Source organism: Xenococcus sp. PCC 7305 (genome assembly GCF_000332055.1).
Classification (GTDB): Bacteria; Cyanobacteriota; Cyanobacteriia; order Cyanobacteriales; family Xenococcaceae; genus Xenococcus.
Map to the genome: position 1 here is coordinate 1 of NZ_ALVZ01000140.1, position 18,290 is coordinate 18,290.

General features: G+C 40.3%; 16 protein-coding genes. 5 read left to right on the plus strand and 11 right to left on the minus strand.

Annotation, left to right across the window (positions count from 1 at the left end; all coding sequences use genetic code 11):
- Nucleotides 1-75 precede the first annotated feature (75 nt).
- A complete protein-coding gene (locus XEN7305_RS07980; protein ID WP_006508876.1) occupies nucleotides 76-2,418 on the minus strand; it encodes a GUN4 domain-containing protein in 2,343 nt (780 codons plus the stop codon).
- Between the two features lie 307 nt (nucleotides 2,419-2,725).
- Here XEN7305_RS07980 and XEN7305_RS07985 point away from each other — a divergent pair, with 307 nt between their 5' ends.
- The 3 genes from XEN7305_RS07985 to XEN7305_RS07995 all read left to right on the plus strand — a co-directional run bounded on the left by XEN7305_RS07985 (nucleotide 2,726) and on the right by XEN7305_RS07995 (nucleotide 7,101).
- Entirely contained in the window at nucleotides 2,726-4,294 is a 1,569-nt protein-coding gene (locus XEN7305_RS07985; RefSeq protein WP_006508877.1) for an NAD(P)H-quinone oxidoreductase subunit N, read from the plus strand.
- 184 nt (nucleotides 4,295-4,478) lie between these two features.
- Entirely contained in the window at nucleotides 4,479-6,524 is a 2,046-nt protein-coding gene (locus XEN7305_RS07990) for a tetratricopeptide repeat protein (protein ID WP_052035152.1), read from the plus strand.
- Nucleotides 6,525-6,663: 139 nt separating this feature from the next.
- The gene (locus tag XEN7305_RS07995; RefSeq protein WP_052035153.1) at nucleotides 6,664-7,101 is read left to right on the plus strand and encodes a hypothetical protein; all 438 of its coding nucleotides are present in this window, start codon (nucleotides 6,664-6,666) and stop codon (nucleotides 7,099-7,101) included.
- Between the two features lie 163 nt (nucleotides 7,102-7,264).
- Here XEN7305_RS07995 and XEN7305_RS08000 read toward each other — a convergent pair whose 3' ends face one another.
- The 6 genes from XEN7305_RS08000 to XEN7305_RS08020 all read right to left on the minus strand — a co-directional run bounded on the left by XEN7305_RS08000 (nucleotide 7,265) and on the right by XEN7305_RS08020 (nucleotide 10,553).
- Complete coding sequence (locus XEN7305_RS08000; RefSeq protein WP_006508880.1) at nucleotides 7,265-7,585, minus strand: hypothetical protein; 321 nt, start codon at nucleotides 7,583-7,585, stop codon at nucleotides 7,265-7,267.
- A 64-nt stretch (nucleotides 7,586-7,649) separates the two neighbouring features.
- Nucleotides 7,650-8,447, minus strand: coding sequence for an MlaE family lipid ABC transporter permease subunit (locus XEN7305_RS08005; RefSeq protein ID WP_006508881.1), 798 nt, complete (start codon nucleotides 8,445-8,447; stop codon nucleotides 7,650-7,652).
- Between the two features lie 48 nt (nucleotides 8,448-8,495).
- A complete protein-coding gene (locus tag XEN7305_RS08010; protein ID WP_006508882.1) occupies nucleotides 8,496-9,068 on the minus strand; it encodes a GUN4 domain-containing protein in 573 nt (190 codons plus the stop codon).
- Nucleotides 9,069-9,156: 88 nt separating this feature from the next.
- Complete coding sequence (locus tag XEN7305_RS29300) at nucleotides 9,157-9,324, minus strand: hypothetical protein (protein WP_006508883.1); 168 nt, start codon at nucleotides 9,322-9,324, stop codon at nucleotides 9,157-9,159.
- A 69-nt stretch (nucleotides 9,325-9,393) separates the two neighbouring features.
- Nucleotides 9,394-9,594 (minus strand): hypothetical protein, encoded by a 201-nt coding sequence (locus tag XEN7305_RS08015; RefSeq protein WP_006508884.1) that lies wholly within the window; start codon nucleotides 9,592-9,594, stop codon nucleotides 9,394-9,396.
- Nucleotides 9,595-9,875: 281 nt separating this feature from the next.
- Nucleotides 9,876-10,553 carry an ion channel gene (locus XEN7305_RS08020; protein WP_006508885.1) on the minus strand — a complete coding sequence of 226 codons (678 nt, stop codon included), beginning with the start codon at nucleotides 10,551-10,553 and terminating at the stop codon, nucleotides 9,876-9,878.
- Between the two features lie 217 nt (nucleotides 10,554-10,770).
- Between XEN7305_RS08020 and XEN7305_RS08025 the strand changes: the two genes are divergently transcribed.
- Both XEN7305_RS08025 and XEN7305_RS08030 read left to right on the plus strand, forming a co-directional pair.
- Complete coding sequence (locus tag XEN7305_RS08025) at nucleotides 10,771-11,562, plus strand: DUF2092 domain-containing protein (RefSeq protein ID WP_040897115.1); 792 nt, start codon at nucleotides 10,771-10,773, stop codon at nucleotides 11,560-11,562.
- 13 nt (nucleotides 11,563-11,575) lie between these two features.
- Nucleotides 11,576-12,010 (plus strand): YMGG-like glycine zipper-containing protein, encoded by a 435-nt coding sequence (locus XEN7305_RS08030; RefSeq protein ID WP_006508888.1) that lies wholly within the window; start codon nucleotides 11,576-11,578, stop codon nucleotides 12,008-12,010.
- Between the two features lie 49 nt (nucleotides 12,011-12,059).
- On the opposite strand, the gene XEN7305_RS28960 is transcribed toward XEN7305_RS08030, so the two are convergent.
- The 4 genes from XEN7305_RS28960 to XEN7305_RS26515 all read right to left on the minus strand — a co-directional run bounded on the left by XEN7305_RS28960 (nucleotide 12,060) and on the right by XEN7305_RS26515 (nucleotide 18,136).
- On the minus strand, nucleotides 12,060-12,200 hold the full coding sequence (locus tag XEN7305_RS28960) for a hypothetical protein (RefSeq protein WP_158500387.1): 141 nt from the start codon (nucleotides 12,198-12,200) through the stop codon (nucleotides 12,060-12,062).
- Between the two features lie 82 nt (nucleotides 12,201-12,282).
- Nucleotides 12,283-13,212 (minus strand): hypothetical protein, encoded by a 930-nt coding sequence (locus tag XEN7305_RS08035; protein WP_006508889.1) that lies wholly within the window; start codon nucleotides 13,210-13,212, stop codon nucleotides 12,283-12,285.
- A 222-nt stretch (nucleotides 13,213-13,434) separates the two neighbouring features.
- Nucleotides 13,435-15,855 carry an alpha/beta hydrolase gene (locus XEN7305_RS08040; protein WP_238568953.1) on the minus strand — a complete coding sequence of 807 codons (2,421 nt, stop codon included), beginning with the start codon at nucleotides 15,853-15,855 and terminating at the stop codon, nucleotides 13,435-13,437.
- Between the two features lie 175 nt (nucleotides 15,856-16,030).
- Nucleotides 16,031-18,136 carry a DUF6798 domain-containing protein gene (locus XEN7305_RS26515; RefSeq protein WP_006508891.1) on the minus strand — a complete coding sequence of 702 codons (2,106 nt, stop codon included), beginning with the start codon at nucleotides 18,134-18,136 and terminating at the stop codon, nucleotides 16,031-16,033.
- Nucleotides 18,137-18,290 lie beyond the last annotated feature (154 nt).

The following is an 18,290-nucleotide window of genomic DNA, read 5'->3' on the forward strand; positions in this document are numbered from 1 at the left end:
AAAGCCCATGAATACGTAGAAAAAGTACCAAAAACTAAGCTTGACAAATCGCCTGAAGTTGTTATATCTTACAGGCTACAAGTCTTCGCGCGAGAAAAGAGAAATACGATATGTGGTGCCGAATGTATAGTCCGAACGTACCGGTAGGTGTCCACGTACCGGTAGGTGTCCATGTGGTGCACTTAGATTAAATGTATAGTCCCCGTAGCTCACCCAGTCCCCTCCTTGTTTCCAACCTACTCGATCATAAAACTTCTCGAAGACTTCCCGATTATAACTCCTTGTGTCACCAAGACTCTCATAGATTTCTTTTTGGACACTGAAGCCAAACTGGCCCTTGCTGTACTTCACCCATAATTGATCGATCATCCGTAAATCCTCACAAGGAAAGTTTGAAATAGCATCATCATCTAACCAACCTCGTTCTTCCCGATTTGCCACTTTTAGCATTACTTTACAGGTTTCTTCATCTGCTTCTCGCCAGCGTCCATTTTTTAGATAGGTTTCTAGCTGTTGGTACAGTTGATTTTGGACATTACTCTGCAAAGAAGCCAGCTCTGCTTCTATTTTGGGATCTACTTTTCGAGGTGTTCCCTCTAGACATCTCAAAGCTAAAGTAATCGCTTCTTCCCGATTAAGAGCAATCAAGGAACGAATCAGATTACTCGGATTAACCAAAGCTGCATAAAGCAGAATTGTGCCTTGCCACCATTGTTCTTGATAGTTATCTAATAAAAGTTGTTCTTGTTTGGTCTCTTTGATTTGCTTTGCGGCCAAAAACTCCTGAAAGCTCAAATGGGCAAATTCATATTCTTCTTCTCTTTTGACGATTAGTTCACTGACATCCCGAATCTTCTCGATACAATCTTTACTTGTTACAGGATCTTGAGTATCTAGTCCCCTTAAATGTTTATCAACCAATCGAGCCACATCTTCTGCACTGATTCTGGGTTCTTCGACTTCCTGCATCATATCCAGGGCAATAGCTTGTAGTAGCTGTTGACTTTCTGCTAATGGCAAAGGCATATCGATCCCTCTGGCACGAGGACGATCTTTGAGTTGTAATTCAAAGATATCTTGATATAGTTCGGCTCGTCGTTGCGGTAGTGGTTGACCTTGATAACTGCGATGCAAATTCACAATCATATTCAGCAGCAAAGGATTTTTAGCTAAAGCGCCAATTTCTTCTGTTTCTTGAAGTTGTAAAAGTAAATTCGCTGTTTGCTTCTCCGCTCTATCTCGGACATTAGGACTATTGCGACCGGCTCTGATATTAATTTCCTGGGCTAGATACCATTGACTAATAAAACGTCTTTGTTGCTCTTGGTCAAACTCTTTAACAAATAACTCGACTCCAGCTTTGATCTTCCCTTTATGAGCTTTGAAAGCGCGAGGACGAGAAGTGACAATAAAAGTTGTATTGGGATAGTTACGAATTTGATTGCCTAGCCATTCGCCCAAAGATTCGCGTTCTGTTTCTTTAACTTCATCAAAACCATCAAACATTACTAGCATATCTCCTTTCCGAAGATGATTTTTGGCCCAGGCTGATGGTAATTTTAGTTCTTTGCCTGTTGGTAAATAGGGAATATGATATTGTTCAATTAGAGTTGGTAGATCTGGAGGGTTATTGGCTAAAAGTTCTTGCCATTGTCGGAGATAAAGCAATACTGGTATTAGTTTTGGAGCATTGTATTTCTTGTATTGTTTGCTCATGTAGGAATAGGTAACATGACGCAATAAGGTGGTTTTACCAAAACCTCCCCAAGCGAGGATTGCTAGACGACGAAAAGCGGGTGATTTGTGAGTTCGCGATAATAAGTGCCAAACATCTAGATTTTCCGAGATTTTCCATCTGCCTTCTGCCCTCTGCCCTCTGCCTTTACTATATCCAGGGAAACCAGGTAATTCATTTCCTGTAAAATCCTTGATAAAAATATCACTTAGTTCGAGAGGAACAAAGACATCCTTGAGTAGTGGCATAAATGTCCCAGAGGCTTGATTGTAACCAATGGTTTCGTAATCGCTGCATGAGCTACCCTGACATTTTAGATATTTCTCATCTGTTTCTGCTAACTGCCATTTAATCGCTTCAATCATAGACTCGATAAATTTTGCTAATTTACTTGCACTCTCTTGCCCAACATCTTCAGAAATTTCATTGATTCTATTTAAAAATCCCTTGGTGAAAGCAGCCCAAAATACAGCCACAATTGTTAGCGGAAAAATTAAAACTGCAATCAACCATTCCTGTTTGAGCACAAGAGAAACTAAGGCAAAGCTGCTACCACCCAAAGGCGCCCACCGAATTAAGACTTGTGATATCTCCTGAAATACTTTGCGTGCAGCCTCACGTTCTGGTTCAAAGTTACTTTTCTCATTATCTTGATTTTTCTCTGGCTCAGAAGAATTAGTCATGACAGCGATCTTTAATTCATATCGAGATCTTACAACAAAATTCTTTGCGTCTCTGCGTCTTTGCGCGATATATTTAATCCAGATAAGCAGTTCGTTACGCTTGCGCTAACAGCATCCTACTACCAATAATCCTGGTATATTCTTTTGCTGAAATCACCTACAGAGAAATTTGACATCATTTTTCATAAAAGATCAAGGTTTAGATATAATTTGGACTGACTAGGCTTGGAAGTTTGTTCTCTTCCCGCAGTTAAAATATGAACCAATGGTTCACACAAGTTAAATAATTTTCTTTATTAAGGGCTTTATGGATTTTTCTAGTAATATTGCCAGCCAACTCCATGCAGGAACGATTTTGCCAGAAGGCATTGTCATCATTACCCTGATGGTTGTTTTAGTCGGGGATCTGATTGTGGGAAGAAATTCTGCCCGCTGGTTGCCCTATGTTGCGATCGCTGGTCTGTTGCTGGCAGTTGCCGATCTTTGTTTGCTTTGGAATGCTCCCGATCCTGATGCCTTTTTGGGTTCTTTTCGAGGAGATAATCTTAGTATTGTGTTTCGGGGGATTATTGCCCTTTGCACAGCAGTTACGATTCCCATGTCGATTCGCTATGTTCAACAATCAGGAACCTCTTTAGCGGAATTTATCGGCATCATGCTGACAGCTACCCTCGGGGGCATGTTCCTGTCCGGGGCTAATGAGTTGGTTACGATTTTTATTTCTTTGGAAATGTTGAGTATCTCTTCCTATCTGATGACAGGATATATGAAGCGAGATCCTCGTTCCAATGAGGCAGCCCTCAAATATTTGCTCATTGGGGCTTCGAGTTCAGCAATTTTCCTCTATGGCGTTTCCCTGCTCTACGGTTTATCTGGCGGAAAAACCAATCTAATCGAAATCTCTGCGGCGATTCCCCAAATCAATGGTCCTCAATCTTTGGGACTAGCAGTTTCCTTAGTTTTTGTGATTGCCGGTATTGCCTTCAAAATTTCGGCAGTTCCCTTTCACCAATGGACTCCTGATGTTTATGAAGGTTCGCCCACTCCTGTCGTAGCATTTCTTTCTGTCGGTTCCAAAACAGCTGGTTTTGCCTTGGCAATTCGTCTTCTAGTAACGGCCTTTGAACCTCTGACCACAGAATGGCATATTATCTTCACGGCCTTGGCAATCCTGAGTATGGTTCTTGGTAATGTGGTGGCCTTGGCTCAAACTAGCATGAAAAGGATGTTGGCCTATTCTTCGATCGCCCAGGCAGGTTTTGTAATCATTGGTTTAATTGCCGGGACAGATGCGGGTTATTCCAGTATGATTTTCTACCTATTAATCTACTTGTTTATGAACCTGGGAGCTTTTACTTGTGTGATTTTGTTCACTTTGCGCACGGGAACAGATCAAATTGCCGAATATGCTGGTTTGTACCATAAAGACCCTTTGTTAACTCTTTGCCTTAGCATTTGTCTCCTTTCCCTTGGAGGAATACCTCCTCTTGCTGGGTTTTTCGGGAAAATTTACCTTTTCTGGGCTGGTTGGCAAGCAGGAATTTATGGCTTAGTGCTACTCGGACTTATTACTAGTGTGGTTTCTATTTACTATTACATTCGTGTCGTAAAAATGATGGTGGTCAAAGAACCTCATGAAATGTCCGATGCAGTGCGAGATTATCCGGCGATTCGTTGGAATTTGCCTGGAATGCGTCCTTTACAAGTAGGGATTGTGATTTCGGTAATTATTACGTCTTTGGCAGGAATTTTATCGAATCCTTTATTTACTTTGGCAACGGATTCGGTCACTAGTACCTCGATTTTGCAACCTGCGGTGGTTACTCAAGAATTGCCCGCAACTGTGACTATCTCTTCTGTAATAGAGCAAGAGTGAATTAGGTTTTTGGTTTTAGGTTTTGGGTTTTAGGTTTACTTACAATCTAAAACCTTTTGCCCATTAATTGAGTTAAAGTGGTGGAGATTGCATAAATGAATTATTAGATAACTAAATTTATAAAGAAATATGCTTCCTGTCTCTTGCGATTGGAAGTATTCTTTTATCAGCAGGAGGTCAGTTCTTGATAGCTAAAACTTTTAAAATCACTCAAGTCCTGGGCACATTGTTAATGGCGATCGCGGTTTCAACTACGCCTCTCAATGCTCAGCAGACAGAACTTAAAACTACAGAGCTGGAAACTACTGAAGAATATCTCGATCGCGGGATTAGTCTTAGCGAACAAGATGAATTTGAGGAAGCGATCGCAGCCTATACCCAAGCAATTCAGCTCGATCCGACTAATGCTTTAGCTTACTATAATCGGGGATTAGCTTTTTACCATCTTCGCAATCAAACTGCTGCCCTAGAAGACTTTACGAAAACTATTGAGCTGAGGCCAGATGTCGCCATTCCCTATCGCAAACGGGGTCTGATTTCTTTGTATTTGGCTAACTATGACAGTGCGATCGCAGATTTTGGTCAAGCGGCCACCATGACTCCTGATGATCCTAATGTTCATCTTGGTAAGGCCGCGGCTCATATGTTGCAGGGCGATGTTGCCGAGGCGATGACCAGCTTTGATCGCGCAATTGAATTAGATTCTAATTTTGCGATCGCCTATTTTTTGCGCGGTGGGGCTTATTCTGAGTTAGGCGATCGCCAAGCCGCATTGCAAGATTATCAGCAGGCAGGAAGACTCTACAAAAAACTGGAAAATACGGCTAGTTTTGAGCGCATCATGGCAATTGTGCGAGATTTAGCCCCCAGCTGCTATCCCAACTGTAATCAAGCAGCCCATCAAGGCTCGATCCCCACCGATAATGAATTATTGGCATCGGCAGCCACAACTCCTGCAATGGAGAACTTGGGCGATCGCATTAGTTTTGGGGAGAAAATTTTAGTTGCTCAATTAACTAATTTCGCTAAACAGGCTGGAATTAGAGCCTTGGCTGCCGGAGATTTTAAGACTGCTGCGATTAAATTATCTGCCTATCTTCAGGAATATCCCAATGATCCAGAAGCACGAATTTATCTGAATAATGCAAAACTTGGCAATCAGAAAAGCTATAGTATGGCGGTTTCTGTTCCAGTTAATTCTTTACCCGATAATGCTTTAGAAATTTTGCGAGGAGTTGCCCAAGCTCAAGAAGAAGCGAATAAAAATATTGGAGTTGATGGCATTGGTTTTAAAGTTGCGATCGCCGATGACAACAATAATCCCGAAATGACTAGACAACTGGGTTCTGTTTTAGGAGAAAATCCTGATATTTTGGGTATCATTGGCCCTTTTTCTAGTGATGCTGCTTTAGTGGCCGGAGAAACCTATAAAAAAGAGCAATTAGTGGCAATTTCTCCGACTAGCACCTCGGTTAAGCTATCGAATTTTAGTCCTTATTTTTTTCGCACGGCTCCCAATGATACGGTAGCGGCTGAAGCACTAGCTAATTATGCGGTTAAAGAGCTAAAAGTCAAAAGAGCTGCGATTTTCTTCAATAGTAAGAGTGGATATAGTCAATCTCTTCAAGAGGAGTTTTTAACTGCTATTTCCCAACGAGGGGGCTCTTTTTTCACAACCTTTGACTTGGGTGATCCGAATTTTAATGCCGCGAAAAGTTTGGCTATAGCTGAGAAAAATGGGGTTGAGGTCCTCATGCTGGCTCCTGATACTCCTTCATTAGATCGAGCCTTAGAAGTAGTTGCTGCTAATAACCAAAAATTGCCGATTCTAGGTGGAGATGCGATTCTTCAAACTAAAACTAGGGAGGTCGGCGGAGAAAATGCTGTGGGCATGATTGTCGCTTCCCCTTGGTTCTCTACTAAAGATGCTGAATCCAATTTTATGGTTCAAGCTCGTTCTCTTTGGGAAGCAGAAATTGGCTGGCGAACTGCTCTTGCCTATGATGCGACTCAAGCGTTAATTACGGCGATCAAAAATAATCCGAGTCGGGTTGGTGTGCAGCAAGCTTTGACTCAATTTAGTTTCATCGCTAATGGGGCATCGGACAATATTACTTTTCTTCCTTCAGGCGATCGCCTATCAACCGTAGAACTAGTGCAATTAGTTTCTAGTCCCCAGGACAAATATGGGTATAATTTCTTCCCTTTATTAGAATCTTTTCAGGATTAACTTAAACTTTTGCCAATGTTTTTCTGTCACAATTAGAAGGTAAAATTAGGAAGTAACATTCAATGCCACTACATTAATGAGAAAAATTCTTCTATGTTTATGTCTGGTAATTTTTCTCTTTTCCTGTTCGGATTCAGGGATGGACGCCATAGCCGCGAGACGAGTTGACCCAGAAGCCTATCCTGCTATCATCACTTGTTTCTCTGGAGGTAGCGAAATTTTGAGACAAGAACTCATTGCTGGCCCTTTTGCCGATGAATATAAATTTGCCCATGAAGTCGTCGTGAAAGATGAAACAGGAATCCATAGTTTGAACTTTACCGGGGGTCTCTGCATTATTGATCGCGGGCCTGTATTGGTGAGTGAAGAATTGGCTGTCACTGATGAATTGAGCTGCTATTCAGGAGCGAGGATGATTGTCACTTTTGAAGTTTATGGCCGAGAGACAACTGTTGATGAATATGTTGAAGGAAGAACGTTCTTGGCAGAAGCTAATGGCAAAACTTTAAATGCCGATTCTTTGCATGAATATTTAGTTTTTGGTGCTGGAGCTTGTATTGGATTAGAAACTATTTGACTCTTCAGAAACTAGAAAATCAATAGAATAAGCTGAAAGCGCGGCTATGACTAGTTTCTAATCTTCATTTTCGGGGCATTTTTTCCTTCTGCCCTCTGCCCTCTGCCCTCTGCCTTCGCCCCGTTAGGGGCTTTTGACTTCCGCTGACTTCCGCGCAGTAGCACTAGGGATTAATAGTGATGCCAGTAAAGGTTCTAATGAATTTGCGTAGCTGTAGCAAAAATATTAGTTCTTGAACATCAGAATTGAGTTTGGGATCAAAGTTACTTTCTTGTAATTGAGCCTGTAGCTCAGCATATTCGGCAGGATTTAAGGCAACTCCATCTATCGGCGATCGCGCTTCGAGGATTATTTCGGTACGCATAATTTCTTCAGGAATATCTTCTGGTGGGGGTAAAGCATGACTGGAGTCGTTGCCCAGAGTAAATAAAAAGGCCATCAAGCAAGCCTGGCACTTCGCGATCGCTAACAAGCTAGGTTTCATAACTACTAATATAATTTAAGATAACTATCATTTGGTTTGAGCTACTAACATTTACTATTGCCTACTATTGCCCGATGAGGCTTGCTCCTTGACCAGCTCCTTGAAACATCACCCAAGAAAGTAACAAATCGGAGATAAAAATCGCCAAAAGTGCTGTAACAACTGCTGCGGTAGTAGATTGTCCAACCCCTTTTGCTCCGTTCCGAGTAGTCAAGCCCCAGCTACAACCGATAATGGCAGTCAGCGCCCCAAAGACAAACCCTTTGATTGGCCCACATAAAATGTCCCAGACACTGAGAAAGTTGTTAATCGAATCGAGAAAGACTGTATCTGCAATGCCATAACTTTGAGCGACAATCAATCCCCCTGCCAAACCAATAACAAGAGCGAGAATACTTAAGGCTGGCACCATAACGCAGCAGGCAACTAGACGGGGAATAACCAAATATTCAATAGGATCTGTTTTGAGCATATAAAGAGCATCAATTTGCTCTGAGACTCTCATCGTTCCGATTTCGGCAGCAAAGGAGGAACCCACTCTCCCCGCAACTACTACCCCCATCATTACAGGAGCGAGTTCTCTGGCCAGAGCTAGAGCCAATATTCCGCCCACAGCACTTCCAGCCCCTAGAGCAAGGAACTCCCGAGCGACTTGAATTGTAAAAACCATGCCGATAACAGCGGCTGTCACCAGAGCAATTATTAAAGATGCTGGCCCCACAGCCATCATTTGCTCTATGGTCGAGGCCACATCAAGTTTGCGAGTAAACAGGAAATAGATTGTCTTGCCACTTAGGAGAACAGCCGACCAGGAACGTTCTATCCAAGAGAACAAACCAGAATTTGAGAGAATTCGATTCATGCTTAATTTGTTTTTTAACAAAGTTTCTTCTCCAACCTAAGCCCAAGGCTAGATTTCACAGGCAATGAGGCGAGCCAGAAAAAAGTTTGCCATTTTGGCGCCATAGGGAGAATTCCACCAATTCCCAGGAAAAGCACCTACTGCCGCATTAAGAGAGAAATCAAAATCGTCATATTCAATTAATTTATTATCGACACGCCAACCGACTTTTTCACTAGTTGATCGTAAATATTTATTATCCTGAGACCTAATGGTATCCATCGTACCACCAAGATCTTGATAAATACTTAATTGAACGCTAAAGCCAAAACGATCATTACTATATTTTTGCCAAAGTTGATCAATCACCATGAGGGCATTACAGGGAAATCTCTTCATGTCTTCGGGGGTAATTGCTTCCTGGTCAGGTTTCCCGGTGATCTCTACCATCACCCTGGTGGTTTCTAGATCGGCTTCTCGAAATTTACCAGCTTCTAGTAATTCTCTGAGCTTGCCATAACGATAGGTATCGGTTAGTAATAGCAAAACATCATCTAATCGTTTTTCTAGACGAGCAACTTTCTCTGCTAGTGATGATTCTGGCTCTTGTGGCATAGTGTTCAAATCGCGATCGCTCTCCATGTTTAAATCAGTTATCAGTTATCCCCATTCGAGGACAAGTCAGTTATCAGTCTAATAACTTTTTTCCTCATCCTTCATCCCTCATCCTTCATCCCTTATTTCTCATTCCCTTAGAAAGATAAGCCAATAAAAATGTAGTCAAGCCAACCATGCTCCAGGAAAAAAAGTTAGTGGTTGCTGTGGCCATCCCAATCAAAAGCAATCCTAGCAGCCAATAGCGAACATCAATAGAAGAGTTGAGTTTTTTTAACTTCATCTGGCGTTTTTATTATTCAACACTTAATTTTTAAGTTTTTCTGGGGGGCTTGATTTGGGCTGCTTGCCATCACTCAAAATCTTCCTCATCAGGCTTATTCTGCTGGATTGCCTCATACCCTGAGCCAATGAAAAAGCCTAAACTCGACCCGACAATCAACGCAACAGTTTTGCGAGATTCTCTTTGGCTAATATGATTGATTGCTAAACCAAGCATCGCACCGATCAGCGCGGTCATAATTCCTGAAAAAATAATTGTTCTAATATTCATCGCTTTGACCTTTGGGAAAATTTGGAAAAAATAATAATTTGATTGGATTTAATCAAGCATCAAAAATAAGATAAAACTTAGGAGGGAAGAAATAACAGTATAATCCCATTTTAAGTTGATTTATCCCTAACCAACTGAGCTTTGTAACTAATCGTAATTTGTTCAGATTTATAGCTCTTGTTGAATTAGTGAGATACATAGGATTCTACTTTGGGAATTAGGGAATTAGGGAATTAGGGAATAGGAAAAGGTACCTTATTAATCTGGGAATATCGACAAGATTAATCATGATCTATCATTTCTTGAGCTGTATATAGACCGACTACCCGAGCAATATAAATAGCAGGATACATGACTCCTACCGTCGCTTCAATATTGGCTAAAGATCTAGCAAAATTGCTCACAGGAGAAATATCACCATAGCCAAGAGTTGTTAACGTAGTAAGACTAAAATAGAACATAGTATCTAGTGACTCCACAGCCTCTATGGGTTGAGAAAAAGCATCAGGATCAACAATGTAAACCATGTTGTAGAGCAATGCCCAAAAGGTCCCAATGAGAAAAAACACCGAAATTCCTCCTTGGATCGTATCGCTACTGACTTTTTTTTCTAAAAATATTCTGCGGTTGATCGTAACTAGTGCGGTTAGGAGAAACAAACTATAAATTGTCTGAACTATTAGTAAAAAAGCTTTGTTTGGTATTATGTCTGCCCGTAGAGCATTGTAAAGATCAAGGCCAAAGGAGACTCCTGCTAAGGTTAGGAGTAAGAAAAAAAATCTTTTTTTGACGTCAAATGTACGAATAATGGCAACAATTGTGAAAGTGAATATGGCAGACATGACAATTCGCCCTGTTGTCCCACTGAAAATGGGAGACACTAAAAACAGGATAATGATTATAAATAAGAGTTGAGAATACTTATCTTCTATAGATTTTTTCCACCGACCTGATTTCATAGTCTTTATTGATTTAATATTTGAGAATGGGTTGCAATCTTGTAAATTCTATATCCAATTAATTCATAGCTTGTGGCTTATAGCTTATGACTAATCACAAAATAATTCTAGGTTTTCTCTGGTTTGTTAATATGGCTACTCTCGATCGATATGGCTACAATATTATAGATTTTAGCGATGGAGAGTGTTTGTGAGGAAATTTAAAAGTTACTGTAAGATGGCGGCCCTAATGACAGGACTACTGCTCGCTCCACAGCTTGCTACGTTTGCAGATACCCCAACAACTCAAGAAAGAACTAGTAGTCTGATTGCACAAAATGACGATACTAGCGTAAATGAGGCGATCGACGATAAAGCCAATGAAATTCTGCTTGAAATGGCCGAATTTATCAAGTCAAAAGATAAATTTTCCTTTTTTGCCGAGTCTCAAAGGGATATTCTCACGTTAAACGGTGTTTATATTAAGGTTCATCATGAGGGAAGTACAATTGTTAATCGCCCTAATCAATTTTGGGCTAATGTAACTGGAGATCTGGTGGAACGAGAGTTAATGTACGATGGCTCGCAAATAACTGTTGTTGACACAGAAAAGAATATCTATGCCCAAGGAGAAGCTCCTTCTATTATCGATGAGACATTGGATGCTCTAATCGAAAAATTTAATGTTAATCTACCTTTAGCAGAGCTACTCTACAGTGATATCTACGAAGGCATCACCGAAGATGTGCAGGCTGGTTTCTATTTTGGGTTGTCTGAAGTTGATGATATTCCTTGTCATCATTTAGTGTTTACTCAAGAAGATATTGACTGGCAAATATGGGTTGAAGATAGTGATACTCCTGTACTGAGAAAAGTAGCTATTGCGTACAAAAAACAAGAAGGTGTGCCAAGATATTCAGCTGTTCTCTCAGATTGGGACTTAGAAATTGAAATCGCAGCTGATCAATTTACATTCACTCCTCCAGATGGTGCCACAAGAGTAGAATTCATTCAAGCAGCACCCTATTAGAAGATTTAAGGCAATGCAGGAAAACAAAAAAGCTAATTCTTCAATCATCGTGGCCAATGCGATCGCATTGGTCATGACAAGCCTCAATATTGGTCCGGCACAAGCACAATATGTCTATCCCCAAAGAGGTCAGAGTCCTGAGCAACAATTTACAGATGAAAATGAATGTAGCAATTGGGCAACTCAACAAACAGGATATCGACCTTCAGGAAATAGCGATTCAGGAGGTATCATCTCGGATCGGGCCCTGCGTGGGGCTGCTCGGGGTGCTGGTATTGGTGCGATCGGCGGGTTGATTGGTGGAAATGCTGGTACTGGTGCGGCGATCGGTGGTGCTGTTGGGGGCATTTCGGGAGGAATTCGCAATCACGATGAGAAACAACAACGCAAAAACTTTGATCGCGCGTTTACTTCCTGTATGCAAGGCAGGGGATATAACGTAAACTAATATGTCTGGATGAGGAGATTATCTATTAGCCTATTAACTTTTATCTTCCTCATCTTTTTGTCACTTTGAGGCAGTTGATTCTGGATTTAATATTCATCAAGGTTAAGCTCTTTTGAGCCAAATCTAGTTCTTCTTTGACTCCCGCATAGGTCTGATCATCCATCATTAAGTTCGTCGCCGAGGCTGCCACAGGAGCAACTAAACTTAAGGTTTTAAAAATGACTTTGAGAACAGGTGCGGCTTTCGTAAGCCATTCACGAGATAGAGTTAATTCATAAGTTATCGGGGTTTAAAGCAGGCAAAGGTAAGCGAAAATGTTCACACCAGAGGGTTAGTTGAAATTTAGAACTCATCCATTTGGGACGATCAAAAAATTCTGGATCAACAGGTTTAAAACTGAACAACCGATGGCCATCCTTAGCTTCGTCGGTTAGCATTTGCATCATATCGGCAAACTGTTGATCGATTTGACTGAGGATTTTGTTTTGACCTTGAGACAAATACTGATAGTGTTTTTGATCACGCCGATCCAAGGTAATAATATCTCTGCGAATTTGGAGCAGAGTAGTTTGTATTTCGGGGAGGGTTTGCGACGATAGTTCTTGAGGTTGTTTAATTGGGGCGTTTCTCAGTAGAGCATCAATATTTTGCCATTCATCACATCCTGAGACTGGACAAGGATAATCAGGGCGATTTTTCTTTTTACTTTCGATTAGTTTCTGAACTTCAAAAAGCCCTGTACCCCTTAGATTGATACCGCAAGGCTTAATGCAGGAAACCATGACATTACAGCGCAGTCCTTGCCAAAAATCTTTGACTAACCAAATAATCTCTTCTGCGAGATAGGACAGAAACCTTTCGGGATAAACAGCCCGTACAGTGATTTTGATATCGGTATCAATATATTCGAGCAACGCCCGACCGTTATAGTCATTATCTAATATCAATCCCCGTTGCCAATGGATGCTGTGTTTATAATCCTCCCGTCCTAATGAGTATTTATGTAAGCGAACAATCAAGCGATAAAACAATCCCTCTGCTTCGGCGAATTGTCCTCGTTCATCAAGAATGCGGCAAATTTGTACTTGTTGCTTTTCTCCTGGACTTGGATTTTCCTGCCAGTCAGAGAATTCTGTTGGGGAATTATCTGGAACTAATTGAGCTATGAGACTAGTGGAAGCTGGCGTAAATAAGACAACCATTATGCAGTTAAAGCTTTACCCTTATAAGTCCACTTGAAAGGTTTGGCCATCTTGTCATTATAGTAGGCAATAAAATCGAGAATCTTAGCTCCCAAATTTTACTCTCGTTTGACGATAATTATTGTTTCGATTAATGCTTGTAATTGTTAATGAATAGAATCTACATGATTCTCAAAGCCCTGGCGATCGCAAATCTGTAAATTGGCTGAAAGACTTTGCTGTCTATTTTCTCCGATTCAAACAATAATCAGTATCAGACAAAGCTTGAGGTAAATAGTCCCCAAACCATTTCTCAAAAACATTACGTTGTTGTTTTGTGCGCAGAAAAGAATTGACTGCATTGCGCCATTGAGGATCGTTTTGAGGCAAAATCAGTCCATAGAAATCACAAGTCAAAGGATTGTCGGGAATCAACTGATAATTTTCTCGCAGCAGATTTTGTTGATCTATCTCCCCTGATAGCAAAATCGTATCACTAACAAAAGCATCAATATTGCCATTGGTAACTGCAGTGACTCCTTTAGTCCTGCCCTCCTCTCCGCCAAAATAAACTAGTTCGGACTCGGGATAAGTTTCCTGGATAAATTCAACAGTAGTTGTCTCTTGAAGAACTCCTGTTTGCAAACCTTCGAGGTTATTATTTAGATCGATTTGATTGCGATCGCGAACCAAAAAACGAGATCCACTAGCAAAAAATAGATCGGAAAAGATAGTATTTTCAGTATTTGCTCTAATAGTATTGGGCCCACATTCAAAATGAACCAACTCATCTTCTACTAGTTCAAAACGATTTTCCAAGTTAGATGGTAATTTGACTATTTTGATCGCAGAAGTAAGATTGAGTTCTTGAGCCAAATATTGGCCCAAAGAATCGGCAAAATCATCACAATAACCTGTCCATAAATCTTTCTGGCCATCAATATAGCCAAAAGGAGCCGCATCACTTCTCATCGCCATTTTCAGCGTTTGAGTATTTTCAATCTCGGTTAAAACGTTTTTTGGTCTTGACGGGGAGAGTGCAACTAAAGATTCAGGAATTGGTGGGCTAGGAGGCGTTTTCCCATAAGCAAGTTCAAGTTGCTCCGCAGTTAAAGAGGTCACCATATGCAACGGGATATCTTCGTGACTCAGATGTTGAACATAGGCTGAACTTAGATAGGCTTGATAATCAGTCTTATCTCGTAAATGAACTTCAAAAAAAGCTAGGGTCATGGCCTTAAGATATTCCCTAGCAAGGTCGGGGCGAACTCCCTTTAAAAAATCTGGCATGGCAGCAACTCCTTCCGGGCTGCTGCTGGAGTTGTGAGTTCCTCCGACCATTACCCCCAGATACTTATTGTCAGTTGTTAACCAGAGAAAGGGATGGGCTTGTTCTTCAATAAAAGGCGTCACAATATCATCACTACCACCCAATAACATGGTGGGAATGGCAATTTGACTCATGCTTTCAGGCCCTAAAATGTAACTAGTCACAGGATTCACAGCAATGACTGCGTTGATCCTGGGGTCTCGTAAATCGTAGCTTCCCGGGGGCAAATAACTAGCGCGACATTGCAAGAGCTCAGAAACATTGAGAGTAGGTATTTTTTCTCGACATGCTTGCTTAATTCTCTCAGAGTTTAGAGGTGCCCCAGAAACCACTAGGGCAGTATTACCACCAAAAGAATGACCTAGAACCCCGACTTGTGACCAATTGATCAGTCCTTGGAATTCCTCGTGATTTTCTAATTCATTAAGAAGATAGCGAATATCTAGAGGACGATTAAAAAACTCGATCGGACTCACCGCAATACTCAGCTTACCCTGCAAAAAATCCTCTTTAAACTGACTGTTGCTGCCAATATGTTCGGGGACAAGGACGATATAGCCATGGCTTGCCAAATGTTTGGCAAGATAATTAAAGTGAGAGCGATCAGAGGTGAAACCATGACTCAATACGATTAAAGGTGCTGGTTTACTAAGGTTTTCTGGTAGATAAACATCGGTTTTAAGACCATAATTAGCAGAGAACCCCAGATTAGTTTGACGGACTTGATTAATCTCGAAACTAATTGTTTTTTGATCTACTGCATAATCTCCTGGCTCTTTTAAGTCTGGCATTTGAGCAAAATTAAACTGTTGCTGGGAAGTAATTTCGCTTTGAGCCTGTTGAGCGATCGCCTCAACAGTGGTGTCATTATAAGACAAAAAAGTTCCAAACTCTTTGATCAAAGATAAAATCAAATTGCTGTTGAGTTGCATCTCGGAAGTCGGAAAATGGCGCAGAAAATTAATCATGGTTAAACCTTCTGTCTCATCAGCCGCCGCTAAAATCAGAGCTGAGCGGATCGCATACAACCCATTACTTCCTGGGTGAGTATACATTGCCTTCCCTAGCTGTTGGAGGAAATCTTCCCCCATCGGCATTTTGGTCATCCGATAAACTGCTGTGGGGCTAACTTCAAACCTTTTCTGCAAGGCCGCACGAACTCGCTCGGTGGTCTTCGCATCTAAACGACTAGCATAAAAATTAAACTCGGGAGTAATAATCCCTTCTTTGGCAAAGACTTCTAAAGAATCAACTGAGAGGTTAAATTTACCGAAAATAGGCAAGTAGAAACTAATTCGCTCTGCTCCCAGACTAGCTTTGGGTTTCCAGGTCATAGATATCGAACTTGCAAGCAGACCAGTAAGGATTATTTTAAGGATTTTTTGTGTGGTGCGAGATTGAATCATGCTGAGAAAAAGTGAACTTGATTCTTTAGACAACTCATCGAACTGACGCTAAGGAAAGGTAATACTTAAAAAGTATATTATATAGTCACCACAAAATTCGAATTTACTCAGAGAAAATTTGATAAATAACCCAATCTCCCTGTTGCTCTATGACTAGGCCATCCAAATCCTCATGCCAATCAAGACGAGTCAGGATGTAATCAGCTTCAAACTGTTGGGCAATGGCAATTAGTGTGGAGTTACTATGTTTAGCATAGAAATTATTCAGGCTAGATTCGAGGGCATATTTTCTAAAATCTTTAGTTCCAGCAATAGTTTCTAGGCGATCGCGCCAAACCTTAATCCCCGCATCAGTAAAGGGAAAACTTTTAAAGCTAAAAACAATCGATCTTTGGGAATAAAACCTAAATTGCTCATCTAAAGGTGGCACTAATACGAGAGCATTATCAGGACTTAGTTGTCGGAAATTTCGGGCTAGAATTGCCACATCGCGATCAGATGCCGCATTAATTTTAATTCTTGATTGGAAGAAGCCCGATAAGTTCCCAGGTAACATTCCCAGGAGATTGAGGCTAAAGTAAAGACTCAGTAATATGGCTAAGCCAAAGGTAATAATTCTTTTTCGTTCTGTTTGGGAAATCAAGCTATCTAATAGTAGAGGAAATGCGATCGCACCCAACAAAAATAGATCATAATGCCGATACAAAATCATAAATACGATAAAAAGAAATATAGATATTGCTCTAAGTCTTTTCGCGATCGCCTGATTACTGACCGAGCCTAACCAAAGCAGAAAAAATAAGTCTAGGATAATGCCATCTGGGAAAAACTGAAAAGGAAATAAAAATAATAAACTGGCAATAGACAATAATTTAACTATTTTTTCACTCGCAATATTTTGGAGATATCTTGGACATAAATAGTAAGCCAATATCAAAAAACTGAGGATAAATAAACCAACTAGCACATATCTCTGGGAAGAAATGGCAAGAAAAGAAACAGCAATTAATCCCCAACCAAGAATCACAATATCTGAGGGATATTGTTTAAGTTTTGGCTCTCGGTGTGCTAACCATAAACTAGATCCTAAAATAAATAACAAGATTCCTGCACCTTTTAGAATGGGTGCAATCATTAATAAAAAAACAATAGGAAGATGACCTGCTTTGTATTCTTCATTTACTAAAACACTAATGCCGATCAAAATCATCAATTGGGCAAAAGGGGTAGTTCTAGCAAACTGTAATTTAGCAATAAAATTAATCGGATAAATTTCAACAAAAACATAATTAACTAACAGCAGACAGCAAGATAGGACAACAACTATCGATAATTGGAATTTAAAATCCTTATCTAGCGATTTAGAACTATTAATACAAAACAATCCGCCAAGAGTAAACAGAATAAAATTTAGCCAGCCCCGCGAAGTTCCCAACCCGAAACCAGAAAAAATTAAATGATGAGGATGACGCAGATACCCATAGAGATAGGAAAATTCTTCATTGCTGATTGCACCGCTATTAGTATTTCCAGCTAGAAGCATTGGAATATAGATCAGACAAACACATATTCCCAAGGCAAAAAATGAGAAAAATATTTGCTTAAAGTTCCTGTTTTTTATTGCTGATACGAGCAAAGGAATCGCCATTAGGAGCCCGGGTAAAGCACCTACCAAAAATTGTAAAAAGCAGGTTAGACCAAAAAATAAGTAGCCTAAAATCCATTTTTTACTAAAGCAAAAATAAAATCCCCAAATAACTAAGCCCATTGCCAAAGTAGCAGGAATCGGATCGATTCGAAACAGATCTGCATGGCCAATTCGACCATTGATGGTGGCGGCAAGCCCCAAAAATGTGAAGACAGTAGCTAATAATCTAGATTGACCAAATATTCTGCCTAGAAAGTATAATCCGAGGAGAAAAGAACTAAAAGCAATGAAATATAAGATAAAACAAACCCAAGGCAAACTAATTCCTAATTTAACTCCCCAATAAATTAAATGATAATAATAAAATCTGGGAGTGAACTGGGTCATTTCCTGAATATAAAAATCTTCGTTATAAAATTCAGGATTGAGTAAAGAAATAATTACAGGAATTTGATTATAAATATTACTGGAACTTAATTTATAACCGTAGAATAATAGAGAAGAAATTATTACCGTTATATAGGTTGCTAAAATAAAAGAATATTGTCTTGGCTGTTTCATTTAAAGATACTGATTAAAGTCTCCAAATTATAAGTGAGTTTTCAAAATCAAGCTTACCACCGTAGCTGTTTTAGAAGAGAAGATGCCAAAGATTGCACTTATTAACTATAGAAAGCGAATTTTGAGCCTAATTTTAGCTTTTATCTGTTTTTGT

Bases quoted from the DNA above. Each gene is read 5' to 3' on its own strand.
- XEN7305_RS07980 (WP_006508876.1), bottom strand. From the start codon at position 2,418: ATGACTAATTCTTCTGAGCCAGAGAAAAATCAAGATAATGAGAAAAGT.
- XEN7305_RS07985 (WP_006508877.1), top strand. From the start codon at position 2,726: ATGGATTTTTCTAGTAATATTGCCAGCCAACTCCATGCAGGAACGATT.
- XEN7305_RS07995 (WP_052035153.1), top strand. From the start codon at position 6,664: ATGGACGCCATAGCCGCGAGACGAGTTGACCCAGAAGCCTATCCTGCT.
- XEN7305_RS08000 (WP_006508880.1), bottom strand. From the start codon at position 7,585: ATGAAACCTAGCTTGTTAGCGATCGCGAAGTGCCAGGCTTGCTTGATG.
- XEN7305_RS08005 (WP_006508881.1), bottom strand. From the start codon at position 8,447: ATGAATCGAATTCTCTCAAATTCTGGTTTGTTCTCTTGGATAGAACGT.
- XEN7305_RS08010 (WP_006508882.1), bottom strand. From the start codon at position 9,068: ATGGAGAGCGATCGCGATTTGAACACTATGCCACAAGAGCCAGAATCA.
- XEN7305_RS29300 (WP_006508883.1), bottom strand. From the start codon at position 9,324: ATGAAGTTAAAAAAACTCAACTCTTCTATTGATGTTCGCTATTGGCTG.
- XEN7305_RS08015 (WP_006508884.1), bottom strand. From the start codon at position 9,594: ATGAATATTAGAACAATTATTTTTTCAGGAATTATGACCGCGCTGATC.
- XEN7305_RS08020 (WP_006508885.1), bottom strand. From the start codon at position 10,553: ATGAAATCAGGTCGGTGGAAAAAATCTATAGAAGATAAGTATTCTCAA.
- XEN7305_RS08025 (WP_040897115.1), top strand. From the start codon at position 10,771: ATGGCGGCCCTAATGACAGGACTACTGCTCGCTCCACAGCTTGCTACG.
- XEN7305_RS08030 (WP_006508888.1), top strand. From the start codon at position 11,576: ATGCAGGAAAACAAAAAAGCTAATTCTTCAATCATCGTGGCCAATGCG.
- XEN7305_RS08035 (WP_006508889.1), bottom strand. From the start codon at position 13,212: ATGGTTGTCTTATTTACGCCAGCTTCCACTAGTCTCATAGCTCAATTA.
- XEN7305_RS08040 (WP_238568953.1), bottom strand. From the start codon at position 15,855: ATGACCTGGAAACCCAAAGCTAGTCTGGGAGCAGAGCGAATTAGTTTC.
- XEN7305_RS26515 (WP_006508891.1), bottom strand. From the start codon at position 18,136: ATGAAACAGCCAAGACAATATTCTTTTATTTTAGCAACCTATATAACG.